The sequence below is a fragment of the Alteromonas confluentis genome (assembly GCF_001757105.1).
Lineage (GTDB): Bacteria > Pseudomonadota > Gammaproteobacteria > Enterobacterales > Alteromonadaceae > Alteromonas > Alteromonas confluentis.
Genome location: NZ_MDHN01000037.1, coordinates 218,506 through 243,717, shown reverse-complemented (window position 1 = coordinate 243,717; position 25,212 = coordinate 218,506). Strand labels below are relative to the sequence as shown.

19 protein-coding genes are annotated in these 25,212 nt (G+C 50.2%); 9 read left to right on the top strand and 10 right to left on the bottom strand.

Features of this window, described 5'->3' with window-relative positions:
- Positions 1-9: 9 nt before the first annotated feature.
- Positions 10-1,338: an IS4 family transposase gene (locus tag BFC18_RS16215; RefSeq protein ID WP_070123693.1), complete on the bottom strand. Its 1,329-nt coding sequence runs from the start codon at positions 1,336-1,338 to the stop codon at positions 10-12.
- A 651-nt stretch (positions 1,339-1,989) separates the two neighbouring features.
- Positions 1,990-3,063 carry an alanine racemase gene (alr, locus tag BFC18_RS16210; protein WP_070126591.1) on the bottom strand — a complete coding sequence of 358 codons (1,074 nt, stop codon included), beginning with the start codon at positions 3,061-3,063 and terminating at the stop codon, positions 1,990-1,992.
- A gap of 129 nt (positions 3,064-3,192) precedes the next feature.
- On the opposite strand from alr, the gene BFC18_RS16205 reads away from it, so the two are divergent.
- From BFC18_RS16205 to BFC18_RS16190, 4 genes are read left to right on the top strand one after another with little or no spacing between them, the layout of a single operon-like run.
- The gene (locus BFC18_RS16205; RefSeq protein WP_070126590.1) at positions 3,193-4,764 is read left to right on the top strand and encodes a sodium:solute symporter; all 1,572 of its coding nucleotides are present in this window, start codon (positions 3,193-3,195) and stop codon (positions 4,762-4,764) included.
- Between the two features lie 31 nt (positions 4,765-4,795).
- Positions 4,796-5,731 carry an N-acetylmuramic acid 6-phosphate etherase gene (gene murQ / locus BFC18_RS16200; protein WP_070126589.1) on the top strand — a complete coding sequence of 312 codons (936 nt, stop codon included), beginning with the start codon at positions 4,796-4,798 and terminating at the stop codon, positions 5,729-5,731.
- Complete coding sequence (locus BFC18_RS16195) at positions 5,728-6,948, top strand: exo-beta-N-acetylmuramidase NamZ family protein (RefSeq protein ID WP_245680413.1); 1,221 nt, start codon at positions 5,728-5,730, stop codon at positions 6,946-6,948. Before murQ ends, BFC18_RS16195 begins: the two co-directional genes overlap by 4 nt.
- A 22-nt stretch (positions 6,949-6,970) precedes the next feature.
- A complete protein-coding gene (locus BFC18_RS16190) occupies positions 6,971-8,326 on the top strand; it encodes a M14 family zinc carboxypeptidase (protein ID WP_070126588.1) in 1,356 nt (451 codons plus the stop codon).
- Between the two features lie 18 nt (positions 8,327-8,344).
- Here BFC18_RS16190 and BFC18_RS16185 read toward each other — a convergent pair whose 3' ends face one another.
- Together BFC18_RS16185 and BFC18_RS16180 are read right to left on the bottom strand one after the other, a co-directional pair.
- Complete coding sequence (locus tag BFC18_RS16185; protein ID WP_070126587.1) at positions 8,345-9,265, bottom strand: dioxygenase family protein; 921 nt, start codon at positions 9,263-9,265, stop codon at positions 8,345-8,347.
- A 121-nt stretch (positions 9,266-9,386) separates the two neighbouring features.
- A complete protein-coding gene (locus tag BFC18_RS16180; RefSeq protein ID WP_070126586.1) occupies positions 9,387-10,529 on the bottom strand; it encodes an acyltransferase family protein in 1,143 nt (380 codons plus the stop codon).
- A 152-nt stretch (positions 10,530-10,681) separates the two neighbouring features.
- Between BFC18_RS16180 and pbp4b the strand changes: the two genes are divergently transcribed.
- The 3 genes from pbp4b to ggt all read left to right on the top strand — a co-directional run bounded on the left by pbp4b (position 10,682) and on the right by ggt (position 16,374).
- Complete coding sequence (gene pbp4b / locus BFC18_RS16175; protein WP_245680412.1) at positions 10,682-13,102, top strand: penicillin binding protein PBP4B; 2,421 nt, start codon at positions 10,682-10,684, stop codon at positions 13,100-13,102.
- Positions 13,103-13,292: 190 nt separating this feature from the next.
- Positions 13,293-14,669 carry a Na+/H+ antiporter NhaC family protein gene (locus BFC18_RS16170; RefSeq protein WP_070126584.1) on the top strand — a complete coding sequence of 459 codons (1,377 nt, stop codon included), beginning with the start codon at positions 13,293-13,295 and terminating at the stop codon, positions 14,667-14,669.
- A gap of 4 nt (positions 14,670-14,673) precedes the next feature.
- A complete protein-coding gene (ggt, locus tag BFC18_RS16165; RefSeq protein ID WP_070126583.1) occupies positions 14,674-16,374 on the top strand; it encodes a gamma-glutamyltransferase in 1,701 nt (566 codons plus the stop codon).
- A 23-nt stretch (positions 16,375-16,397) separates the two neighbouring features.
- Here ggt and BFC18_RS16160 read toward each other — a convergent pair whose 3' ends face one another.
- The 3 genes from BFC18_RS16160 to BFC18_RS16150 all read right to left on the bottom strand — a co-directional run bounded on the left by BFC18_RS16160 (position 16,398) and on the right by BFC18_RS16150 (position 19,872).
- A complete protein-coding gene (locus tag BFC18_RS16160) occupies positions 16,398-16,814 on the bottom strand; it encodes a VOC family protein (RefSeq protein WP_070126582.1) in 417 nt (138 codons plus the stop codon).
- A gap of 9 nt (positions 16,815-16,823) precedes the next feature.
- Positions 16,824-18,224 (bottom strand): aldehyde dehydrogenase family protein, encoded by a 1,401-nt coding sequence (locus BFC18_RS16155; protein ID WP_070126581.1) that lies wholly within the window; start codon positions 18,222-18,224, stop codon positions 16,824-16,826.
- Positions 18,225-18,573: 349 nt separating this feature from the next.
- A complete protein-coding gene (locus tag BFC18_RS16150; RefSeq protein WP_070126580.1) occupies positions 18,574-19,872 on the bottom strand; it encodes an adenylosuccinate synthase in 1,299 nt (432 codons plus the stop codon).
- 217 nt (positions 19,873-20,089) lie between these two features.
- Here BFC18_RS16150 and BFC18_RS16145 point away from each other — a divergent pair, with 217 nt between their 5' ends.
- Positions 20,090-20,527: a hypothetical protein gene (locus BFC18_RS16145; protein WP_070126579.1), complete on the top strand. Its 438-nt coding sequence runs from the start codon at positions 20,090-20,092 to the stop codon at positions 20,525-20,527.
- On the opposite strand, the gene BFC18_RS16140 is transcribed toward BFC18_RS16145, so the two are convergent.
- Positions 20,521-21,381, bottom strand: a complete 861-nt coding sequence (locus BFC18_RS16140; RefSeq protein ID WP_070126578.1) for a thioredoxin family protein — start codon at positions 21,379-21,381, stop codon at positions 20,521-20,523. The genes BFC18_RS16145 and BFC18_RS16140 overlap by 7 nt on opposite strands.
- Positions 21,382-21,510: 129 nt before the next feature.
- Here BFC18_RS16140 and BFC18_RS16135 point away from each other — a divergent pair, with 129 nt between their 5' ends.
- A complete protein-coding gene (locus BFC18_RS16135) occupies positions 21,511-23,442 on the top strand; it encodes an aminotransferase class V-fold PLP-dependent enzyme (RefSeq protein ID WP_070126577.1) in 1,932 nt (643 codons plus the stop codon).
- 71 nt (positions 23,443-23,513) lie between these two features.
- On the opposite strand, the gene BFC18_RS16130 is transcribed toward BFC18_RS16135, so the two are convergent.
- A complete protein-coding gene (locus tag BFC18_RS16130) occupies positions 23,514-24,611 on the bottom strand; it encodes a PQQ-dependent sugar dehydrogenase (protein WP_070126576.1) in 1,098 nt (365 codons plus the stop codon).
- 28 nt (positions 24,612-24,639) lie between these two features.
- Entirely contained in the window at positions 24,640-25,113 is a 474-nt protein-coding gene (locus tag BFC18_RS16125) for a Dps family protein (protein ID WP_070126575.1), read from the bottom strand.
- Positions 25,114-25,212: the final 99 nt, after the last annotated feature.

Here is a 25,212-nt window from a genome sequence, read left to right as displayed (position 1 = left end):
TAATGCCAGTCAGTTAAGCTGACTGGCTTTTTTCTTTGTGGGGTATTTAGTCGGTTTTTTCCTCACCGCTCTTGGGTAATATCTGTCTGGACGTTTGTCGGGCAACCTCATCATTCTCAGAGATTCCATCAGATATTCATAGTGAACGGGCAGCTTAGTAACGGTTTCCGGAATGGTTGACAGGAAGAATACAATAATGTGTCTCATGCATAAGCCGAAGCTGAGTCGGGACGGAGATAGCTCCGGCATATCTTTGACAGCATCCAGCATCATCATTCGAATCAGGTTGTAGGCGAGTAATAGCCCCCAGAGCTCCTGTCGTACCATCTCCGGCTTCTTGCTTCGGAGTGTCAGTTTTGCCTGATGCATCGTTTGTTTCATTTCCCTGAAGCCCAGCTCTATTTCCCAGCGTTGAACATACACATCGACAACTTCGTCATAGGGAAACTGTAGCGCATTGACCATTGAACTAAGCACACGGTAAGTCTTTCCATCGACTTCATAGCTGGTCAATCTCGCTTCGAGGGTCTCAGGTAAGCCACTAAATTTTTTTCTGGCCTGGGGCGAGGTTTTCAGTGTGACAACAGCATCATGGTCGCTTAGTTGATGCTTTACTGTGTACTGTAAATCTTTACGAGCAGGCAGCATCCAGTGGGTATTCACACCTTTAGTCATCCATAGATGGAGTAATCCCAACGAGTAATATCCTCTGTCAAAGAGAGTCAGGGAGTTATCTGGCACCGAAGGAACAAGGCGCTCTGCAAGTGACATCTCGCCGACATCACGACTGTCGAATTCACTGGCTAATAGAAGATGGCTGGACGTTTCCATCAGGCTGCACATGCGTACCTGCGGATAAGGATTATCACCTTTAGCATTCCGGTCACAACCAAATGTATCAAGATTCTCATTGGTATCCTGCGCACGGAACATCACACCATCAACCGCCAGGACATTTAAACCACACCACTGTTCAAAGGCATACTCTCCAAATGCTCGCTGTGCCATTAACTTAAAGACGTGACCGACAGCTTCCTCCCCCAGTCGTTGCCGGGCTTGCACCACCGCACTGGGCGCAACAAAGCGGTTTTTACCCGGCAGCGAAACATCGAGTTTATTCGCGACATCCCAGACAGGGTCGTTACGGAAGAGGCTCATTCCCACAATCGTAAAAACGACGGAATCCAGCGGCAACCGGCGACGTCTGACGGTCGCTACACCCGATAAATCATAAGCTTGCTGGAGCAGTTCAGGGTCAACAAAAGACATGAGCTTATCAATAGTATTCAAATCTTCAGCATGACTGAATGTTTCATCGAGGTTGGAAAGTAAAGGCATAAAAAAATCCGATATCAGAAACTGATATCGGATTTTGAAGCCTTTAAAAGATCGGTCAACCGATCATGAAAATATTCTTAACTGATCGGCATTAGGCTGGTTGCCGGGCTTTTTCTATTTGAATTAAGATTTGGATTTGGCTTTCGGCTTCGCCTGTGGCTTAGTCGACTGTTGTTGCGGTACAGGCCGTGAATAAGCACCACGGTTCACTCTAGCTCTACTATAACCAGTTCTCATAACTTACCTCACAATGAATGTCAGAAACGGTTTCCATACTGCAGCAAGGCGTCCAGCATTTATCCAATCAACTATAGGATGGATTTAAGAATCTGGCCGCTATCCTTTCGACTAACCTTGCTGGTACCGCGTCCGCGAGGCGAAATGACAGAACTTGCATCGGAACTGAGAGATTTTATTCTAACGAATTAAGAGAATTAGAATAATAAGCAGTCTGAATAATGGAAATGAGAAAGTGGAATCTTTGCCTGCTCGCGGTACAAAAACATACTGTGGGCTGACTAAAAAGTTTTCAATAAGCGAACGCCCAACCGACATAAATTGTCGCCAAATGGTAGCCTGAGCAACTTTATTTACAGATTATTCTATGTATTCGCTCACAACCTAACACCTTAACTTACCGGACTCGGGGGATTAGATGTGTCTGACGATGCGTGGAACCCGTTGAGACACCCGGGTAATAAGTTCATACGAAATTGTCCCCGCACAACGGGCGATTTCATCCACCAGCAGCTGTTTTCCCCATAACTCCACAAAATCACCAATGGCGACATCCGCAATGTCGGTCACATCTATGGTGATCATATCCATGGAAACGCGGCCAGCCAACGCGGCGCGCTGCCCTTTTACGATGACAGGGGTGCCACTGGGCATATGACGAGGATAGCCATCGGCATAGCCAATACCGACAGTTGCAATCAGCGAGTCACGTTCTGCTTGCCAGGTTTGGCTATAACCCACTGTTTCACCGCGTTTTACTTTGCGCAGCGCAATAATACTGGCCTGCAACGACATCGCGGGCTTTAATGCTAATCCACTGGCTTCTGAAAGCGGCTCGGCACCATACATGGCAATACCAATTCGATTCCAGTCGCCTCGGCTTTGTGGCCACCCTACTGTACCCGGCGAACTGGCAATACTCACGCCTAACCCGGTCGCTTCACGCACTTTATTAAACGCGTGCAGTTGCGCTACCGTGAAGGGGTTTGCGGTATCATCGGCGCAGGCCAGATGCGTAACCAGAACAGAATCGGCATCAATAATATCGCTGTACTCGCTTACCAACGCTGGTACACGCTCACAATCAAAACCCAACCGATGCATGCCAGAATCTACCTTCAACCAGACTTTTGGTTTCCGGCCTTCCCGGCACTGCCTTACCCATTCCAGTTGTTCCCGTTGATGAACCACCAGCGTGCAGTTTTCTCGTGCTGCCAACTCACATTCGAGCGCCTGATGGGGCCCTTCAAGCACAACTATAGGTGCACGTACACCGGCTTCACGAAGCAATAACGCTTCTTCAATAATGGCCACGGCAAAAGCAGCGGCTTCATTACGTAATATCCGCGCAACACTCACCGCACCATGTCCGTATGCATCGGCTTTCACCACCGCCATATTCTGCCCGTTTCCGGCATACTTTTTCATTAAACGGAAATTGTCTTCAATGGCATCAGCGTGAATGATAGCGCGGGTTTGTCTGCTCAACGGCGGTGTGTCCTGTCTGCGGTTGGAAGGTTTAGCATATTACAATGCTGGGCTAGATCCGGCTATACATATTAGCCGGAATACACTATCGTGGGGCAGCTAACAGGCTGATAAATATAGCGGGAAGGTATGCTCGGGCATTATGCGGTAATGGATGTACTGGTTTTTGCGGGATATGGCCTCCTGCTTGTTACCAGTGGTTGGTTATTCAACCGCAAGAACCATTCGGCAAAGGACTACTTTCTTGGCGGAAACACAATGCCCATGTGGCTAGTGGCAATCTCTGTACTTGCCACCTCGCAGTCTGCCGCCACGTTTCTTGGCGGTCCGGATCAAGGTTACCGGGGCGACCTCACTTACCTCTCAACCAACATCGGTGCATTCATCGCTGCGTTCTTCGTGGCTACATTTCTGATTCCGCGTTTTTACAAACAAAATGTTTATACCGTTTACGAACTGCTACAGCAACGCTTTGGCGAGTCAGCCAAACAACTTGCTGGGGCCATGTACTTGTTCGGACGCGTGTTTGCCAGTGGTGCCAGACTCTACATGGCCGCGCTGGCAGTCGCCATGATCCTGTTTGGTAATATTGATGCTGACAGCGTGATAATTTCCACCATCATCATTACTGTGGTTGGTTTGGTATATACCGTTTACGGCGGCATTCGCACAGTAATTTACTCCGACGTGCTACAGGCCGCGATATATATCGGCGCCGCCGTGGCCGTTATCGTTGTCCTATTAAGCACTATCCCCGCATCGCTTTCTGAAATCATTGCTGCATTGGAAAACCCGGCTCCGGGCGAAGCATCAAAACTGCTGTTGTTCAATACCGATATCGACTTCAGTAACAGCGGTGTTTTTAGCCTGCTGTCGGTCTTTACCGGATTTGTGTTACTCAACATTGCCGCATTCGGACTCGATCAAGATATGACCCAGCGTGTACTCACGTGCAAAAATGCAAAAGAAGGCAGCAAAGCCATGTTACTCTCGGTGGTCATGGTGATACCGGTGATGTGCCTGTTTTTAATCATCGGCCTGCTGCTTTATGTGTATTATCAACGCCCTGATCTTATGAGCAGTCTTGGTGGTGATGAACCCGTGCCCACCTTTGCTGGCAAGCCAGTGACTATTTTTATGTACTACGTACTTAACGAAATTCCCGATGGCGTGCGTGGTCTGGTTACAGTAGGCATTCTGGCAGCGGCATTATCAACCCTGAATTCCGGGCTGAATTCTATGTCCAGTGTATTGATTCAAGACATGTATCGCCCATGGCTGGAACGGCGTAAGCAAAAGCGTAACAATAGCCATTTCGTAAAGGCGGGCCGTATTGCGATGGCAGGCATGGCGTTGGCACTGGGCAGCATGGCATGCCTGTGCTTCTATTGGCAGCAATACACCAACACGCCGCTGCTGCAATTTGCGCTGGGCGTGATGGTATTTTCCTACAGCGGGCTGCTTGGCGTTTATTTTATTACCCTTTTCACTGAACGCGGCAGTAAAAACTCGGTGATTTGCGCCCTGTTTGCGGGTTTCTGCGTACCTCTTTTTATGCAACCCTACGTAATGAAAAGCGTATTCCCTGAAACCTGGGTCATTGAACTCGGCTTTACCTGGCAGTTGGTCATCGGCACAATAGTTTCCACTGTCATCTGTGCCGCGGGGGCAACCCCACAACGCAATCAGGCAACGGCATAAACACCAAAAACCAAAGATAAAAGGCCACAACATGCAGCCAGACAATCATCAGGACACCTCAGCCCTTCTCGCTCAGCTAAACAAAATTGCTTCTGAAGGGCGAAATCCTGACACCATGGATATCGATTTACTCTCAAGCGAAGGTATTCTGCAGAAAATTAATCAGCAAGACGCGTTAGTTGCAGACGCTGTGGCCACCCAAATTCCACATATCGCCGCCGCGGTGGATACCATTGTTGAGCGTATCAATCGCGGTGGCCGACTGATTTACATTGGCGCGGGTACCAGTGGCCGTTTGGGTATTCTGGATGCAGTAGAATGCCGACCCACATTCAGCACGCCCGACTCGCTGGTATTGGGCATAATCGCCGGTGGCGAGAAAGCCATTCAACATGCCGTAGAAGGTGCCGAAGATGACAGCGCGCAGGGTATTCGGGATGTAAAAGCGGTGAACATCAGTGCCGATGATGTTTTGGTTGGGTTATCAGCCAGTGGTCGTACACCTTATGTGGTAAGTGCACTCACTTACGCCAATCACATTGGCGCGGGCACGGTTGGCATTGCCTGTAGCCGTGATACGGTTTTACTTCGCACCGCGAAAATCAGCATTTGCCCGGTTGTCGGCCCGGAAAGCCTAACGGGATCTACCCGGATGAAATCCGGTACTGCGCAAAAGCTGGTCCTCAACATGCTGAGCACCGCCACCATGATCCGCCTGGGGAAAACCTACCAGAACCTGATGGTAGATGTGAATGCCACTAACGAAAAGCTGCGCGCCCGGGCAGTGCGGATTGTCATGCAGGCCACCGATTGCAGCGAGGAGCAGGCAAGTTCGGCATTGGAAGAAGCTGGTCAAAAAGCCAAGCTGGCGATCTTGATGATCCTCACTCATTCTTCTGCCGACGAAGCCCGCGCATTGCTGGCAAATAACGACGGTTTTCTTCGCCGCGCTGTGGATGCCGGATGATGACAAGCAAGTCCACAAAACCCCTGAAAACCGGACTCGCTGTTAACCTTCGGCCCATCCGTTGGTGTTTGTCTGCCACAACCCTCTTCGTGTTCTCACTGCTTTGTTTCTCCGCATCTGCGCTGACAATAGGCGCAGCGCAGCCAGATTTATACTTATCTCAACTGCAAGGGAAAAAAGTGGCGCTGGTCGTTAATCAGACGTCAGAAGTTGAAGGCACACATCTGGTAGATTATCTGCTTGATAAAAACGTGACGATTACCAAAGTAATGGCCCCTGAACATGGGTTTCGCGGCGACGCCGGTGCAGGGGAAACCATTTCCGATGGTGTGGATACCCGCACCGGTCTGCCGGTTTTATCGCTGTACGGTAAAACCAAAAAGCCTAGCCCAGAAATGCTGGCCGACAGCGATGTGATTATCTTTGATATTCAAGACGTAGGAGCGCGTTTCTATACCTACATCAGTACCCTGCATTTAGTGCTGGAAGCTGCCGCTGAGCAGCAAAAACAGGTCATCGTACTTGACCGTCCTAATCCTAATGGCATGTTCACCGATGGGCCTATTCGTGAAGAAGGTTTTGCGTCGTTCGTGGGAATGGATCCCATTCCATTACTTCATGGCATGACCGTAGGCGAACTCGCGCAGATGATGCGCGGTGAACAATGGTTTAATCAGGCCGATACGCTGGAGCTACTTGTGATCCCGGTGGCAAACTACACCAAATCGGTGACATACGATTTGCCGGTTGCGCCCAGCCCTAATTTACCAAACGCACAATCGATACAACTTTATCCTTCGCTGTGCTTATTCGAAGCCACCACCGTTAGCGTGGGCCGCGGCACGCCGTTTCCTTTTCAGGTTATCGGACACGACAAAGTAGCGCTGGGCACGTTCTCTTTTACCCCGATAAGTATGCCAAACAGTGCGCCTTCCCCTAAATTGCAGGATGTGAAACTTCATGGTCAGGATCTCCGCCGTGCAGCAAATGAAGGTTTCGATCTCACCTTGCTGTTGCAGGCTTTTAATCAATTTAAACAGGCTGGCGAGCTATTCATCGACAGACCGGATTTCTTCGACAAGCTAAGCGGCACTGACACACTCAGAAAAGCGATTGAAGCCGGACAGTCTGAACAACAAATCCGTGCAAGTTGGCAGCCCGCGTTGAAACAATTCAAACAACAGCGCCAACCCTACCTGCTGTATCCCGAATTCTGAGCCGGCTAAGGAAACCATAACCATGACGGTACATCCTCATATTTCAGTAGCCAACATTGCAGAGGCGTTTGATGCGATGCATTGGCGGGAACTGAACAAAGTGCACCTTAACGCCAGCGACATTGCGCCTGTGATGGAAATGCTGGCTCAGAATGAGAATATCCGGGTGGCTGATATTGGTGAATCCTTCGAAGGACGGCCCATTAAACGCTATTCCGTAGGTACAGGTGACAAGGTTATTCTGGCCTGGACACAAATGCATGGCGATGAGCCTACCGCGACGGCCGCTGTACTCGACTGGCTGCAAATATTAACCTCTGCCCACGCGTTGGCGCTTTCTGGTTTACCAGCAGACTGGATGAATCAGGTTACCCTGTACGTGGTGCCAATGTTAAACCCGGATGGTGCGCAGCGCCGCACCCGGGTGAATGGTCAGGGAATTGATATAAATCGCGATGCCAAAGCATTGCAGTCTCCAGAAGGTCGGCTGCTGCATGATCAGGTAAGCGAACTTAAACCGGATATCGCCTTTAACCTGCACGACCAGAACCCGTATTACACTGCGGGGACTTCATCGAACCCAGCGACCATTGCGTTTCTCGCCCCGGCGTATCACGAAGATAAGCATGTTGACGGCCCGCGTCTGCGCGCTAAGCAACTTATTGCGGGAATGGCCGATGTTCTGGGGCACTATATTCCCGGCTGCATTGCCCGCTACGACGACACCTATTCATTCCGGTCGTTCGGCGACAACATCGCCGCAACCGGCGCGAGCACGATACTGATTGAAAGTGGTGCTGCTAAACAGGACCCTAACCGCCAGGTTGCCCGAAAAATGAATGTGATTGCCCTGCAGTCCGCGCTGGAGGCTTTTCTCAATGATACGGTGAATCGCTATTCCCTGGCTGATTACTATCGCATCCCTGAAAATCGCGAAGACGGCTTGTGTGACATGAAGCTGTATAACCTAACTATGGGTGGCGATCTTCCCTATCTTGCCGATATCAGCATACTTATTGACGGCAAAAATGACACAGGTACAGTCGGGGCCATTGGCGATTTGCGCACAATCAATGGGTTTACCAACATAAACGGGCAAGGGCTGAAAGTGTTGCCTGAAAAGGGGTTTGAAGTAGATTCCCCGCTAACGCTGAATGATGAAACTTACCTGAACTTGCTAAAAGCAGGGTTTAGTTATTTTATTGATACGCAGAACCAACTCAGCATAACGACCACAATGCCTGTGCAAGTGGTCGCGACAGCACCGGTGGCAACGCCATTACTTCCCGGTGCACCCGCTTATTTTATTGTGGGCGATTCGCACAGCAACCAACCGTCAGCGGCGGTGTTAAATGGTCGCTGGCATGCGCTAGGGTAACCTACTCGTTGTAGCGTATTAGGCAGAGATCATAATACGCTTATACGCCAGTAACGAGCCATCTTCATTCTGTTCAAGGTTGAACAGATACTCATCATAATCGCTGCCAAATACAGTGTCGCGAGCCAGTAAGGTATCCGGCGCTCCGTGGTTGATGTAATCAGAATGCGACGTACAAATCTCAGTACAAAAATCATCGTCGAACCCAAACTGTGAAATCAGCTGATCGTTGTTATTGTTTTTCACTCTGAAGTGAATGTGTATAGCCCGGCTGGCATACCAGCCAGGGAAACAGGTAGCAAAGTTAACCCGGCCACTGCTGTCTGTCACAGCAATTCCCCGGAACCAGCGAGATTGCAGCGCTTCGGCATCATTACCGGTACAAAACGAGGAATTAAAACCGTTGGTATCTGAGCTACCCGTTGTATCACCGGAGTAGATACCTTCCACATCACAGTGCCAAACCTCAATTTCATAGCCTACCAACGGATTACAGCTGGCGTCAGTGAGTTGCAGGCACAACTGCATTGGCAGACCGGTTTGTCCTTCTGAAATATCATCCAGGTAATCAGAATCGAAATAGCATGGACCTTCTGTTTGCTGCCCGGTGAGTTGCACCGTACAGCTCGCGCTATCTTCAAATATGCTGTCGTCAGGAAAACTGGCGGTCATGGCATCGGTACCACCACTCAGCCAGCTACCATTGTCTGCGGTTACCGTGGTGCCCGTGCTGGTTCCTCCCGTACCTGTGCTTGTGCCACTTGAACCCGTTGCTGTAGAACCCGATGAAGATGCGGCTGTAGAGCCACTGCCACCGCCACATCCTGCAAGCATCATTACCGGTGCCGCAGCGGCAATAGACGCCAGCGTTTTTAGTGTCTTTCGTCGTTCTGTGAGTATGCCTGACGAGGGTGTAGTTAAATCTTTAGATTGCGTCATGGTGAAGTCCTGCCTGTATATAAATGCGCTTGAATATACTGTGTTCGACAGGAATTTCGCGCTGCTGTCCGAATTTTTACCAAACCTTTACCCAGACTGAATGCGCCTTTACCTGTATCGCTTACACCCGGATAAACCAGCGTTTTTTATACAACCACCAGGTTGGGATGAACATCACGAAAAGAAAACCAATGGCAAACACCAACGAGGCATTGTAGGGGGAGAAATGCGACAAGAAATACTGCTCGAAAAGATAAGATTTAAGCGGTTTTCCGTTAACCGGGATCATAAACAACAAGCGAGCGACAATACCCGATAGCATAAAGAAAAACAGGCTGTTGCAACCAGCAACCACGAAGGGTTTTGCCCAAACCTGCTTGCCGGAACGGCTCAATATCACCTCAAGCAACGCCAGCAGTAACATAGAAAGCCCGGCAGTAATCAATACGAAGGTTGGGCTCCATAGTGCTTTATTCACCGGGATCCACAGTACCGCAACCAACCCAAGAACCAGAGTTGCGACTGCAGGTAACCAGAACGATTTTCTACCAGTGCCATTCACCTGCGAATTCAGTAACCAGTTACCGCCTATGACCCCGAATAAACAACTGGCCACAGCTGGAAGGGTGCTCAGTAAACCTTCCGGGTCGAAGGCAAACGGGGTGGCATCGCCATAATACACATGATGCTCACCCAGTACGCTGGCGTCCAGCCAGGCAGCAAAACTGTTTCCGAACTGCCAAAGCCCCTGATACACCTCGCCGTCGTTACCACGGTAAGGTACAAACGTCATCATTGCCCAATACAGCAGTAATAATCCGAAGCACCAGACAATGTACTGACGAGCAGGCACATACAGCACCAGCAAGGCGGTAAGCAGGTACACCAGCGCCAGGCGTTGCAGTACCCCCATCACCCGAACATTCATAAATCTGTCTGCGAACCAGTTAAAGTCACTGCTGTAGGGGTTATAAAAGAAAAGTGCGAGAAACATTCCGCAGGCAAACAAGATTGCACTTCGACGGAGAATACCTGCGATGATGGCCGTTCGCTCGCTGCCAAGTTGTCGCCCCATACTCAGCGCCAGCGATGCCCCCATAGCAAAAATAAACAACGGAAACACCACGTCAGTGGGAGTAAGCCCGTGCCACTGCGCATGTTTAAGAGGCCAGTAAATGGTCGCCCAGCTTCCAGGGTTGTTTACCAGCACCATCATCACTATGGCTATGCCGCGAAATACATCCAGCGATTTAAGTCGGTTCATGGGTTATCTGACTGCCTTGCCTGCCGCGCACCGCAGCGGGCGGAACTTCCTGTTTACATCAAAAGTCACTGTGATAATTTGTTGATTATCTTTGTGTTCGTTATTGGTTTGAATCGATGTCGCTTCCGCTCTGGCTTTCCCGGTCCCTGTTAATGCTGCTATCAGCAGTGGTCATGATCGGGTGTGCGGGGCAATATCAGCAGATGCCATCGAAAAACGTCGGAGAGCGAATAAAACTGGTGGTCATTCACTATACCGCAATAGACTACCAGAAGAGTGTACACACCCTTGTCGACGAAGGCGGCCTCAGTTCGCACTATCTGGTTACCGACCCTAACGATGCCAGTTTCGACGGCGACAATGCAAGTGTTATCCAATTGGTGGATGAATCCCGGCGCGCCTGGCATGCAGGAAAAGGACAATGGCAGGGCCGCAACCATCTTAATGACACCTCAATAGGCATTGAAGTGGTTAATGTGTCGCACTGTGAGGTCTCTGTTGAATACGCCAATGCCCCCGGTGAACACAGCCGACATCGTTTATGCACTTATCCAGATTACCACCCGCAACAAATTGAACAAATCATCTCCCTGATGCAGGGAATACTTCTTCGCAATCCCGATATTACCCCCACCGCCATTGTTGGTCATGCTGACATCGCCTTCAGTCGTAAAAGCGATCCGGGGCCGCGTTTTCCCTGGTATCAGCTTTACCTTGCAGGCATAGGTGCCTGGTACGATGCCGCCGAACTAAAGGAACACTGGGAGCAGTTTACCCCTGCATTACCCTCGGTAGGCCTTATGCAGGCGGCACTGCAAGCCTATGGCTATGGCGTAGTAGAAACCGGTATTGCCGATGAACAAACCATAGATGCGTTATTCGCTTTTCAGATGCATTTCGTACAAGACAACGTAAGCGGCACCCTCGACAGTGAAACTGCAGCTACGCTATTTGCACTGCTGGAAAAATACTTTCCGCAAAAGCACCGCAAGTTGATGGCACGATATACCAACGAACAACAACGACTGGCCGCGGGCGCGGCAGAACCGCAGGTAAAGCTAGGACAAATTGACGCAGTGTTCCCGCAACAAGACCGTTCTACCCGCACTGAAGTGAACGACAAGCTTGGCTTTAAAGCCTTCAAAGGTCAGGGCGAAATGCTACTGACGCCTCACTCAACGACTCAGGCGCAAATAAAGATAAACGGTGAGTTACTTACCCTCGACGACCCGCTTGAAGCCGGACAAACCTATACCTACTCGCTGCAGCGACGCACGCACACCGGCACGAATACTTTTGAGCTTGTATCCCTCAGCGCCCCGGAAGATACCTTGCAAGTTGTCATTCCCTGGCCTGTGCTTACCGATGCCACGCAAAAATGGCAAAGCGAATTTACAGAAGTCGATAAGCTGATTAATCAGGATATTGAAGACGGTTTTCCCGGTGCCGTTTTACTGGTTATAAAAGACGGCCAAATAGTAAAGCGTACGGCCTACGGCAACGCACTTAAGTTTGATGAAAATGGGCAGCCGCTCGCTAATCCGCAGCCTATGATGCCAGGTACATTATTTGATGTGGCTTCTAACACCAAAATGTTCGCCACCAATCTGGCGCTAATGAAGCTAGTGAGTGAAGGCAAGTTAGATGTGGACACCCCGCTTTATCATTATTTACCGGAATACACCGGTGATGGGCGTGAAGCGCGTACTGTACGGGATTTACTCAGTCATCACTCTGGTTATGGCCCGGAAGTGCGCTTTTTCGAACCCGGCCCAGGCCGGATGGCAAAATTTAAATCCAGAGATAAGCAACACACCTCAACATTACTGACCACCGCGGTGCCGTTTCGTGAAGGCAATCGCCAACACACCGCTTATAGCGACACCAATTTCATGCTGTTGGGATTACTGGTTGAACGCATTACCGGTATGTCGCTCGACCGCTATTGCGAGCAATTTATTTATGCGCCACTTCGACTGAACCACACCCTGTTCAACCCGCTGGAAAAAGGCATACTGCCATCCCAGATTGCCGCCACAGAAATTAACGGCAACTCACGCAGTGGCCATATTACCTTCCCGGGTATTCGCACTCACACACTCAGAGGTGAAGTGCACGATGAGAAAGCCTGGTACAGCATGGGTGGCGTGTCGGGTCATGCCGGGCTGTTCTCTAACGTAGACGACTTCGCCGTGCTCATGCAAATGCTGATTAATGGTGGTGGCTACGACAAAGTGACCATGCTGGATAAAGACACCCTGTCGCTGTTTACCGCACCGTCTTCAGCAAACCAGGGCTTTGGCCTGGGCTGGCGCCGGGCAGCAGACGGGCGGAACCGCTGGCATTTCGGCCCGTATGCCAGCAGCACGGCCTTTGGACATACCGGCTGGACTGGCACAGCAACCGTTATAGATCCGGCACAGAATTTAGCCATTGTGTTGTTCACCAATGCCCGTCACACACCGGTAGAAAACACTGCTAATGGCGGACTTACATTTGCTGGCAGTCAGTTTGAAACCGCAGGCTACGGCAGTGTTATCACGCGCATTTACGAAGCCTTGCTGAATCACTGAGTAAGGAATGTGGGCGTTCAGAAAGACTCACCAATAAAAAGACTGGCGATAGTCACCAATTGTCAGGTACGCTAACTCTATTCCGTAAAAGGAAATATTCACTCTGCCCGTGGGTGTGAAAACACGCTCTGTGTTTCCCCGCGTTCGGCAACACATATAAAAACGAAAATAATTGCAGGATCACATATTCATGGATTGGGTTTCAATCATCCCTCCTCTTGTCGCCATCTTGGTGGTGTTCTGGAAAAAAGAAGTCATCATGGCGTTGCTGTTGGCTGTACTTTCAGCCGAAGCGCTAATCTTACTGAGTGTGACCGGCGATACATTGGCGCTGGCGCCGATTAATGCCATTGAACGCACCATTGATGTGGCTTCCAGCCCGGGGAATACCCGCATACTGATTTTTTCTGTACTGGTGGGCGCACTACTGGCTTATATCCGTGATTCTGGTGGTGTTACCGCCACCGTGGAATGGCTAACCAGCCGAGGCATCGCAAAGAACAAACGCCAGGTGGGTGGGCTTACCATGTTCACGGGTATCGCCGTGTTTATTGAATCAAACCTGAGTGTACTTACCGCTGGTATTTTTGCTCGGGGCCTGTTCGACAAGTACAAAATGAGCCGTGCGCGTTTGGCCTATATTATCGACAGCACCAGCGCCCCCGTCTGTATTCTGATTTTACTGAATGGTTGGGGCGCTTTCGTGCTCAGCTTGCTTGATGGTTACGAACTCGAACAAAGTTCAGCAAGCATTCTGTGGGGCACGGTACCGCTCAACTTTTACGCCCTGATTACCCTGGCGATTGTGGTGTACACCATTGTGAAAGACAAAGTGCATGGTCCCATGGCAAAAGAAGAAAAAGCCATGAGTCACCTTGATACCGTGCTCAACAGTGAGCCGGCCACCAAAGCCCGTTTTATGGTTGTGCCATTGCTCACCATGGTGGTAAGCATGGTGGGCTTCATGCTCTGGACCGGCAACGGCGTACTGGCCGACGGTAGCGGCAGTAAATCCGTGTTATATGCCACGGTATTGGCAACCGCGGTGGCTTATTTCCTGTTAATTCTGCATAAACGTTTTAACCATCACCAGGCGGTTGAAATTGGTTTTAAAGGAATGGGCGAGCTGCTGCCACTGGTCACCATTGTGCTGCTTTCGCTAACATTAGGAGCCAGCCTGAAAGTACTGGGTACCGGCGTATTCGTAGCTGGACTGGTTGGTGAGTACTTACCGCTGGTGCTGATTGTGCCTATGCTTTTCATCGCGGGTGCCATTATGTCGTTTACCACCGGCACGAGCTGGGGTACTTTTGCGATTCTGATCCCCATTGGTGTGCCTTTGATCCAAAGTCTGGGCCTGCCACCATCACTTGTGATTGCCGCCATTCTCGGCGGTGGCGTGTTTGGCGACCATTGTTCACCCATTTCCGATACCTCTGCGGTATCTTCCCTTGCAGCTGGCTGCGATCTGCTTACGCATATTCGCACTCAATTGCCCTATGCACTCACCGCTGGCGCGCTGACACTGTTAGCCTATGTTGTCGCCAGTATGATTATGATTGGATAACTTCATGCGAATAGTTCTGTTAAGTCTTCTGCTGTGCGTCGTCACGGCCTGTTCCCAGGAAAAAGTGCCGGCGGCAGATATCACGCCACCGGTTATTGCGAGTCAACAGGCGGTGTCGATGCCAGACACCTTCGCCGCTGACGCCGCCATGGCGGTATTAAATGAAGGTGGCACAGCGGTTGATGCAGCGATTACTGCGCAATTTGTACTGGCGGTCACCTTCCCAGAAGCTGGCAACATTGGCGGTGGTGGCTTCATGACGATCTACATGGACGATGAAGCGGCGTTTATGGATTACCGTGAGATGGCACCGGCTGCAGCTCACCGCGATATGTACCTGGATGAAAATGGTGATGTGAAAACCGAAGAATCCCTGTTTGGCGCTAAAGCGTCAGGTATTCCGGGTTCTGTGGCTGGTATGTGGGAGGCCCATCAACGCTTTGGTAAACTGCCTTGGAAACGCCTGGTACAACCTGCGGTAGACCTCGCTAAAAACGGCTTTAATGTACCCGCGAAACTCGCCGACCACATTACCCGCTACATGGCCCGCATGGAAGAACAAGGGATAAGCAGCAACTTCGAGCAATTCTTTGGTGAAGCAGCGGCAGCGGGTGTGCTGTTTAAACAACCCGAGCTGGCTGCCGCCATGGAGCGTATTCGCGACCAGGGTAAAGATGGCTTCTACGAAGGTGAAACGGCACGACTAATTGCTGAATTCATGGCTGCCAACGGCGGACTGGTCACAGAGGCAGACTTACGTAGCTATCAAGCTAAATGGCGCTCGCCAATTGTCTATCCATGGCAAGACTACAAGCTCATTACTGCGCCACCACCCAGTTCTGGTGGTGTAGCAGTTGCGCAATGGATCAGCATGCTTAATGAAGTGCTGAAGCAACAGAAACTACCAGACCAAAACAGTACCGCATATATTCACCTGATGTCTGAAATTGGAAAGCGGGTATTTGCCGATCGCGCTGAGTACATGGGCGACCCGGATTATGTTGAAGTGCCCGTTCAGGCGCTAATCGATCCTGAGTACATTCAGGCCCGTGCCAGCGAAGTAAACCCTGACGCTATCTCAGTGACTGAAGAAGTAAAGCCCGGTTTATATGAGAGCCCGGATACCACGCACTTCTCGGTGATGGATAAATGGGGCAATGCCGTGGCGAACACCACTACCATAAATCTGTCTTTCGGTTCAGGTGTCGTGGTGGAAGGCGCCGGCTTCCTGCTCAATGACGAGATGGATGATTTCAGTGCTAAAGCGGGTGTGCCCAACTTCTTCGGTGCCATTGGCGGTACCGCGAACGAAATTCAACCCGGCAAGCGCATGTTGTCGTCGATGACGCCGACCATTGTACTAAAAGGCGAACAAGTGAAGCTGGTGACAGGCTCGCCGGGCGGTACAACCATTATCTCATCGGTGGCGCAAAGCATTCTTAATACGCTGTTTTTTGATATGACAGCGGAAGAAAGTGCCAACAGTCCGCGCTTCCACCACCAGTTGTGGCCTAAAGACACCATCGCCTATCATGAAGGTTTAGATGCTGCTGTGGTTTCTGAACTTGAAGCCATGGGTTACACCATGAAGCAAAGTAACTTTGGTGATGTACATCTTATCAAGCGAACCGACAAAGGGCTGGAAGCGGCATCTGAAGCTCGCGGACGCGGAAAAGCGATGGTAGAGGAAGCGCCTCTCGACTGAGAAGGCGCTAGCAGCTGTTTGCCTTACACGGCAAACAGCTGTGATAACGATTTAAACGCCTTGAATTCCAACGCATTTCCGGCGGGATCGTGAAAGAACATGGTAGCCTGTTCACCAGGCTGCCCTTTAAACCGCACGTAGGGTTCAATAACAAACGCCGTACCCGCAGCTTGTAGCTTATCTGCCAGTTCCTGCCAGTCTTCCATATCCAGCACCACGCCAAAATGCGGCACCGGTACAGCATGACTGTCTACTGCGTTATGTTGCGGCGCAGATGGCATTTCATCAACGCAATGGGTTACCAGCTGGTGGCCGTAAAAATTCCAATCAATCCAACGTGTATCACTACGACCACGTTCGCAGCCCAGTAGCTCACCATAGAATGCGGCAGCAGCTTCCAGATCGTTCACAGGAATAGCCAGGTGAAAGGGTTGTGGCATATGAGTTCCTTATAATAATTTCTTTAACAGCCAGAGTTTCCAGCTTGAATACGGCGCATAACGTACTTTCACGTCCATCTTTGTTGAGCGGTGCATAACGCTTTTTAAATGCGAAAAAGTATCGAACCCGTACTGACCATGATAGCGCCCCATACCACTGGTTCCAACACCGCCAAACGGCAACTTCTGGTTAGCCATAAACATCATGGTATCGTTCACGCACACGCTACCCGCGCTGGTTTTTGCCAGTACGCTGGCTTCGGTTTTATCGTTTTGCGTAAATAAGTAGAGTGCCAGGGGTTTTGGCCGGGTTACCACGATGTCGCAGGCCTCAGCCATGTCCTCTACGGTGAGCACCGGCAGAATAGGACCGAAAATCTCCTGCTGCATAAGATCGCTGTCGTAAGACGGATTCAATACAATGGTGGGCGCGATTTTAAGCCTTGTCTCATCGGTTTCGCCGCCCGCCACAATTTGCATTTCATCGAGAAGTTTACTCAACCGCTGAAAGTGGCTCGCGTTTACAATTCGCCCATAGTCGATACTGTTTATCGGCGTTTTACCATACTGGTTTTCAATTTCCTGACGCAAGGCAACCACCAGTTCATCGGCCACTGATGAAGCCACCAGCACGTAATCTGGTGCAATACAGGTTTGCCCGCAGTTCATCCACTTGCCCCACACAATGCGTCGTGCGGCAATAGCAATGTCACTTTGCTCATCGACCAAACAGGGGCTCTTGCCACCAAGCTCTAATGTTACGGGCGTAAGATACTGGGCTGCAGCCGACATGACAATTTTGCCAACCACTTCACCGCCAGTATAAAAAATATGGTCCCATTTTAGGGCCAGCAGGGCCTGTGATACTTCCTTCCCGCCTTCAACAACTGCAACGGCCTGCTCATCCATATATTGCGGAATTAACTCTGCCAGCAGAGCGGAACAGGCGGGAGCCATCTCACTGGGTTTTAGCACAGCGCAGTTACCTGCTGCTAATGCGGCAATAAACGGCGCAAGAACCAGCTGCAGCGGATAATTCCACGCGCCGATAATAAGTACGGTTCCCAGCGGTTCGGGTAACAGATAGCTGCGACCGGGTTGGGCAGCTATGGGGGTTGAGACAGGACGTAGCTCAGCCCAGCTTTGAAGGTGTCTGAGCGTATGTTTAATATCAGCCAGAAGATAACCAATCTCTGATGTCCAGGCTTCAGTTTCGGATTTACCCAGATCCGCTTTCAACGCTTCAAGAATCGCGCTTTCATTTTCGCGAAGCAGTTTTTCTAGCTGTTGCAGTTGCTGTTTCCGCCAGCCGGGATCCCGTGTTTTACCGTTACGAAATGCCCTGTTAAGCTGGCTGTATGCGTTTTCAATACCCGGATCTGGCAGTCTATCGTCATTGCTCTTCGTCATGCTCTCGCTCCGCTTACCGTCTGACACCACTTTACTTCACCCGCAAAACCCGTTTCCAGTAATAATTAGCCGAAATAACAGGCGTGTTTAGCAATGAGCCGACAGAGCATAGCGCCGACAGCACGCTGCGAATCCAGGCGACCGACGTGCTGGCAAGCGGCAATGCGACGGCGGCTTGATGACAAACCTTTAGCCGACTGCACGCAACCTGTCAGAAATAGCCAGACTCACGGCGTGTTTGGCATTGAGCCGACAGAGCATAGCGCCGACAGCACGTCGGTCGCCCACGCCGCATACAACAAAGCCTGCTCGATGAGCAGGCTTTGACTATTTACATGACGTTTTTCGCTTACGCGTCGTATGGGTGACGCAGAACGATAGTCTCGTTACGATCAGGCCCTGTGGATACGATATCTACCGGAACACCGGTGATAGCTTCAAGACGAGCGATATAGTTTCGCGCTTCCTGAGGCAGCTTGTCATAATCAGTTACGCCGAACGTGGTTTCTTTCCAACCCGGCATTTCTTCATAAACAGGCGTTACCAGGTCGTAACCGTCGGCAGCCATTGGCGGTACGTCTTTCACGTTACCGTCGGCATCTTTATAACCCACACAAATTTGCAGCGTATCGAGGCCATCCAGTACGTCCAGCTTAGTCAGGCAAAAACCGGTAATGGAGTTGATTTGAACGGCACGTTTCATCGCTACGGCATCAAACCAACCTGTACGGCGCTTACGGCCGGTGGTCGCGCCAAATTCGTGACCTTTCACACCAAGGTGCTCGCCTACATCGCAATCAAGCTCGGTAGGGAAAGGACCAGAACCTACACGTGTAGTGTACGCTTTAACGATACCCAGCACGTAGTCTAGTTTCAGTGGACCGAAACCTGCACCCGTCGCTACACCACCAACAGTAGTGTTTGAAGAGGTCACGTAAGGATAGGTACCGTGGTCGATATCAAGCAGTGTACCCTGTGCACCTTCGAACATGATTGGCAAGCCAGCTTTGTGGGCTTTGTCCAGTTCGTCAGTCACATCAACAACCATCGCTTTTAAGATGTCTGCTACAGCCAGTGCTTTTTCGAGGGTTTCGTCGAAATCAACAGCAGGTTCGTTGTAGTACTGCGTCAGTGTGAAGTTGTGTACATCCAGCACTTCTTTCAGTTTGGCAGCAAAATCTTCTGCATTAAACAGGTCGCCAACGCGCAGACCACGACGAGCAACTTTATCTTCGTAAGCCGGACCAATACCACGACCTGTTGTACCAATCGCTTTCGCACCGCGCGCTTTCTCGCGGGCAACATCAAGGGCGATATGATAAGGCAGGATAAGCGGACAGGCTTCGCTGATTTTTAAACGTTCACGCACTGGAACACCGCGCTCTTCAAGCATCGTGATTTCAGTCATTAGTGCGTCCGGGCTAAGTACCACGCCGTTACCAATGATGCAGGTAACGTTATCACGCAGAATACCGGAAGGGATTAAGTGGAGGACAGTTTTTTCACCGTCAATAACCAGTGTATGACCGGCATTGTGGCCGCCCTGATAGCGAACCACGTATTTTGCGCGATCTGTTAACAGGTCAACGACCTTACCTTTACCCTCGTCACCCCATTGAGTGCCGAGTACCACAACGTTCTTTGCCATGAATCTAGTGTGTAAAAAAATTAGGCGGGGATTCTACCAAAGATCTCGCCTATTGATCATCTGTTTTATGCGCAAAAATAAGACAAGCTGGCACTTAGCCATATTATTTTTGTATAAATTAACCTAAGCTCAATGGGATAAGACCAAGAGAGTTAATTTGTAAAGCGGGGAAAATCTGCTATATCAATAGTGTAGTTCACCTTTAAAGGACTAAATCATGAGATTCCCGCTACAGGGCCACTATGCCCTGGACATTTCCGGTAATCTACTCGAAATATTTGCTACCGGCGCTTGGAATAAAGCCACTGCCGAGGCAATGACAGAAGATATGCACCGGCTTGCGCAGACAATGCGCGGTGAGCCCTGGGGGGCAATTATTGATGGACGGCGCTGGGTGTTATCTACGCCCGATTGTCAGAATGTTCTGGCTGCCGCCATCAGGAAGAATATTTCTATGGGAATGACACATTCGGCTTATGTGCTAGAGCCGGGTATGGTCAAACGCGCCCAGATCGAACGAACGCACCCGCACCTTAGAACCGAAATGGCCGATCCTGGCTACGAGCGCGCCTATTTTACCAGCTACTTTGAGGCTTTGTGTTGGCTGGAAGGCTATGGTTTCACGCCTTACCAACCCAAAAATGATAATCAGTAAAGTAAGCTGTAAACTTTTCTGCGGTATTCAGATTTCAAGCTGTCGCCATCAGGCAATGCATTCACCATATCCAGCATCAACTTTTTCGCTTCACCGAAATTCAGATCTTTTTGTAATACCGAGAAAAGCAGCGACAAGGCTTCAGCCGATTTATGTGCTTGTTGCAGTTGTACCGCCAGTTCAACTTTAACCTGCAGATTATCTGGCTCCGCTTCTACCTGAGCGGTGAGCTGCTGAATTTCCGGCGACTCTGCCGCCTGTTCTGCCAGTTCCACTTTACCCAGCATGGTCTGATAACGGCTGTCCTGATCCACCATCGTGATGGTTTCCAGCAGGGTTTTCGCCACCTCAATAGAACCCGTTTCGATTAAGCAATCAATGTACATGTACTTCGCGTTAACGTTGCTTTCGTTAAGCTCGTAAGCCTGTTTCGCAAACGGAAATGCAGCGGCATAGTTACCTTCATAAATGGCTTCACCGGCTTTTGCCAAAAACTCATCTTCCGGATTAGGCAGATACTTGCTCAGGAACTCGCGAATTTGTTCTTCGGCCTGGGGGCCTGCAAAACCGTCGACTGGCTGGCCGTCTTTAACCACCATCACAGTAGGCAGGCTGCGAATACCAAATTGCGCTGCCACTTCCTGCTGACGGTCACAGTCAACACGCGCCAGGATTAAATTATCGCGATTTTCGGAAGCGATTTTGGCGAGTATCGGCGACACCGCTTTGCTCTCTTCACTCCACTCCGCCCAGAAGTCGACCAGGACGATTTTCTCTTTGGAATCCACCAGGATCACCTGCTGAAAATTCTCCGGAGTAATATCAACTGTATTGTTCGCTACTAAATTATCCATGCGTATTTCGCCTGTTAAAACATTTGCTCAATGATATGGGTGCGCAAGTCACAAAAGCAAGACTGACAAGCTTGCTCATCGGCGTTACACTGAGATTCTTATTATCTCAAACGGTACTTGCCTTTATCTATGTTGCCGCAACTAAAAATTCTTATCATTGAAGATTCAGCAGAACTGCTGGAACAACTTGCCACCAGCATTCGCTCTACCACGGAACTGTTCGACCGCCCGGATATTGAACTCACGGTTGTTGAGGCCGACAGTGTACAAAATGCCCTGGAGGTAGTTCACAACGACGGTGATATTCAGGCTGTCGTGTTTAGCTGGGACACCGAGGTGAAAGCCTTCGAGATTGGCGAGAGCGGCAACGGTAAGGTGCAGAACAATGCCGTAGTGATTGAGGCGATCAAAAACATTCGCCCTGAACTGCCTGTCTATGTGCTGGGCGATGCCATTAAAGGCCTGGACATTGTAAACCAGACCACGGGAATGGAGTCGTTCTTTTACCGCAATGACATTATTTCCGATCCGGAGTCGATTCTTGGCTATATCATCAACGATTTTGATGACCGAAACGAAACCCCGTTCTGGACCGCCTATAAAGAGTATGTTCTGGAAGCCAACGATTCCTGGCATACGCCAGGTCACAGCGGCGGTGCGAGTTTCCGTAACTCACCGTACATCAGCGATTTTTACCGCTTCTTCGGCCGCAACGTGTTTGTCAGCGACTTGTCGGTGAGTGTGGATTCCCTGGGTTCACTGTCTGACGGCACCCATGCAATTGGCCGGGCCCAGTCGGCTTTGGCGACGACTTTTGAAGTACGCCACTCTTATTTCGTCACCAACGGCTCGTCTACGTCGAACAAAATCATTCTGCAAACCCTGCTGCGAGAAGGCGACAAAGTGATTGCCGACCGTAACTGTCACAAGTCGGTGCACTACGGCATTGTGCAGGCCCGCGCCATGCCGGTGTATCTGGACAGCGTATTTAATCCGGATTTCGGTATTTTCTCACCGCCGCGCTTGTCTCAGTTAAAAGAGCTGATTGAAGAGAACCAGGATGCCAAACTGGTTGTGCTTACCGGTTGTACCTATGACGGCCTGCTCACCGATCTGCGCCAGGTGGTTGAACTGGCCCATTCCTACGGCATTAAAGTGTTCATTGATGAAGCCTGGTTTGCTTATTCACTGTTCCACCCGCAACTGCGTCCTTATTCGGCTATTTACGCTGGGGCTGACTACGTGACACATTCAGCGCACAAAGTGGTTTCAGCGTTTTCTCAGGCCTCGTTTATTCACGTGAACGATCCGGATTTCGACGAAGACTTCTTTAAAGAAATCTACAGTATTCATACCAGTACCTCGCCGAAGTATCAGCTAATAGCCTCGTTAGACGTATGCCGTCAGCAGTTAGAAATGGAAGGCTACAAAATTATTAACGAGTTGCTGAGCAATGTGGCAGAACTGAAAGAGCAAGTTGCCCGCTTCAGCCGCATTCGCATTCTGGCAGCCAAAGATTTTGCCCAGGCGTTTGACCATTTCGAGCAGGATAACATTGGTCATGATCCGCTGAAGATCCTCATCGATGTGTCTGCGCTGTCTTATTCTAACCAGGAAATTCACCGCTTCCTGATGGATGAAGTGGGCCTGGAAATTGAGAAGTTCACCCACAGCACCATTCTGGTTCTGCTGACCCTTGGCGGTATGCGCTCGAAGATAGTGCGTTTGTACAATGCACTGAAGAAGCTGGACCAGGGCAAAGCAAGTCTGAATCGTAGCAAGAGCCGACCGGCTATCCCTTCAAGCATTCCAGCGATCAGTCTGGAAATGCTGCCTTCCACGGCCTTCTTTGGTAAGCGCGAGCCCATCCCCTGGCAGGAAAGTGCGGGTCGCATCGCGGCAGGTCTGGTAACGCCTTATCCCCCGGGTATTCCGCTGATTATTCCGGGTCAGCGTATTTTACAGGAACACATTGATTACCTTCGCTCGTTAGCTAGCCAAAAGCTCACTATTCAGGGTCTGTACGACGGTGAACTGTATGTGCAGGCGAAATCCGAGTAACAATTCTGTGAAGTCTTTATAAATAAAAACACCGCTCGATTGAGCGGTGTTTTTAGTATTTCCCTAGCAAATTACTTCGCCGGACTCACTTTCAGCAGTTTGCCATCTGGCGAGTCTGTCAGCATATAGACATACCCTTCAGGGCTTACAACCACGTCGCGAATGCGCTCTTTGCGGTCGCGGAAATATTCCGTTTGCTCACCAGGCTTACCGTTATCCATTTCGACATGGCGTAAATGGGTGAATTTTAGCGAACCGACTAATAAATCCCCTTCCCACTCAGGAAACTTGTCGCCGTGATAAAACGCCATACCGCTTGGTGCGATAGATGGGTCCCAATACAGTACAGGCTGTTCCATACCTTCCATTTCAGTTTTATCGGAAATGATTGAGCCGCTGTAATCGATACCGTAAGTGATCACCGGCCAACCGTAGTTGTTTCCTTTACCCAATAGGTTAATTTCGTCGCCGCCCTTCGGACCGTGTTCCATTTCCCACACCGCGCCAGTCTGCGGGTGAATAGTCAGGCCCTGCACGTTACGGTGGCCGTAGCTATAAACTTCAGGCGCCTTACCGTCGGTAAACGGATTATCTTCCGGCACCGAACCATCAGGCCAAATCCGCACCACTTTACCCAAATGATTATCCAGATTCTGGGCTTCTTTCATGTGTGCATAACGCTCGCCCAAACTCACGAACAGATGACCATCGGCATCGAACGTCAGTCGGCAGCCAAAATGGAAACCGTTATCCACCAGCGGATACTGGGTAAAAATGTCTTTTACGTCGGTCAGGGCATCGCCCTTGAGTACAGCGCTGCTAACACCAGTACTGCTACCACCGTCGCCTGGCTTGCTGTAACAGAAGTAAATCTTATTGTTCTCGGCAAAATTTGGATCTGCGGTTATGCCAAGCATTCCGCCCTGCCCCGATGCAACCACCTCAGGCACGTTTTTTAAAGGTGCACTCAGGCCCGCTTTTTCATCGTATAGGCGGATATTGCCCGGTCGTTCGGTGATCACCAATTTTCCGTCAGGTAAAAACACCATGCCCCAGGGATTGGTGAGCTCAGTCGTCAGCTCTTCGATTTCCAGGTCTGCTGCCTGAACTGAAAAAGCTGTGCCCAGCACAGAGGCCAGGCACAGTGAATATTTCCATGAGTTTTTCATGTATTGTTTCCGCCTTACAAAGGCAGCCTTATTGAGGTAGCGTCGCTCGTAACATCCATGCGGTTTTCTCATGTACCCGCATACGGTCTGAAACAAGGGCAACCGAAGATTCATCATCTGCGTCTTGTGCCAGTTTCAGCACACTACGACACGTTTTAACAACAGCCTCATGGCCTTGTGTCAGTAAGCGTACCATTTCAACGGCTTCAGGCACACCCTCTACCTCAGCAATCGAGCTTAGTTCGACAAACGCCTTGTAAGTACCCGGTGCGGCCACGCCCAGCGTTCTGATACGCTCTGCAATGTCATCAACTGCCGTAGCCAGCTCTGTATAGTGTTCTTCAAACATCAGGTGCAATTCGCGGAATTGCGGACCGGTTACGTTCCAATGGAAATTGTGAGTTTGCAAATACAGTGTGTAAGAGTCAGCTAATAATTTTTTTAAGCCTTCCGCAACTTCCTGACGGTCGCTTTCTGAAATACCAATATCGATTTTGCTCATTTTGATCTCCTGATCAATGCTTAAATTTGATGATGAAATTATAAATCCAGATTAGAGATTAAATCACGCCGGATTAATCGATTAGAAAGATTAAACAAC

What these genes read in the sequence shown, in the direction of transcription:
- BFC18_RS16155 (WP_070126581.1), bottom strand. Translation starts at nt 18,224, where the DNA reads ATGACGAAGAGCAATGACGATAGACTGCCAGATCCGGGTATTGAAAAC.
- BFC18_RS16205 (WP_070126590.1), top strand. Translation starts at nt 3,193, where the DNA reads ATGCTCGGGCATTATGCGGTAATGGATGTACTGGTTTTTGCGGGATAT.
- BFC18_RS16170 (WP_070126584.1), top strand. Translation starts at nt 13,293, where the DNA reads ATGGATTGGGTTTCAATCATCCCTCCTCTTGTCGCCATCTTGGTGGTG.
- BFC18_RS16215 (WP_070123693.1), bottom strand. Translation starts at nt 1,338, where the DNA reads ATGCCTTTACTTTCCAACCTCGATGAAACATTCAGTCATGCTGAAGAT.
- BFC18_RS16135 (WP_070126577.1), top strand. Translation starts at nt 21,511, where the DNA reads ATGTTGCCGCAACTAAAAATTCTTATCATTGAAGATTCAGCAGAACTG.
- murQ (WP_070126589.1), top strand. Translation starts at nt 4,796, where the DNA reads ATGCAGCCAGACAATCATCAGGACACCTCAGCCCTTCTCGCTCAGCTA.
- BFC18_RS16145 (WP_070126579.1), top strand. Translation starts at nt 20,090, where the DNA reads ATGAGATTCCCGCTACAGGGCCACTATGCCCTGGACATTTCCGGTAAT.
- BFC18_RS16150 (WP_070126580.1), bottom strand. Translation starts at nt 19,872, where the DNA reads ATGGCAAAGAACGTTGTGGTACTCGGCACTCAATGGGGTGACGAGGGT.
- ggt (WP_070126583.1), top strand. Translation starts at nt 14,674, where the DNA reads ATGCGAATAGTTCTGTTAAGTCTTCTGCTGTGCGTCGTCACGGCCTGT.
- pbp4b (WP_245680412.1), top strand. Translation starts at nt 10,682, where the DNA reads ATGCTGCTATCAGCAGTGGTCATGATCGGGTGTGCGGGGCAATATCAG.
- BFC18_RS16185 (WP_070126587.1), bottom strand. Translation starts at nt 9,265, where the DNA reads ATGACGCAATCTAAAGATTTAACTACACCCTCGTCAGGCATACTCACA.
- BFC18_RS16130 (WP_070126576.1), bottom strand. Translation starts at nt 24,611, where the DNA reads ATGAAAAACTCATGGAAATATTCACTGTGCCTGGCCTCTGTGCTGGGC.
- BFC18_RS16190 (WP_070126588.1), top strand. Translation starts at nt 6,971, where the DNA reads ATGACGGTACATCCTCATATTTCAGTAGCCAACATTGCAGAGGCGTTT.
- BFC18_RS16195 (WP_245680413.1), top strand. Translation starts at nt 5,728, where the DNA reads ATGATGACAAGCAAGTCCACAAAACCCCTGAAAACCGGACTCGCTGTT.
- BFC18_RS16140 (WP_070126578.1), bottom strand. Translation starts at nt 21,381, where the DNA reads ATGGATAATTTAGTAGCGAACAATACAGTTGATATTACTCCGGAGAAT.
- BFC18_RS16160 (WP_070126582.1), bottom strand. Translation starts at nt 16,814, where the DNA reads ATGCCACAACCCTTTCACCTGGCTATTCCTGTGAACGATCTGGAAGCT.
- BFC18_RS16180 (WP_070126586.1), bottom strand. Translation starts at nt 10,529, where the DNA reads ATGAACCGACTTAAATCGCTGGATGTATTTCGCGGCATAGCCATAGTG.
- BFC18_RS16125 (WP_070126575.1), bottom strand. Translation starts at nt 25,113, where the DNA reads ATGAGCAAAATCGATATTGGTATTTCAGAAAGCGACCGTCAGGAAGTT.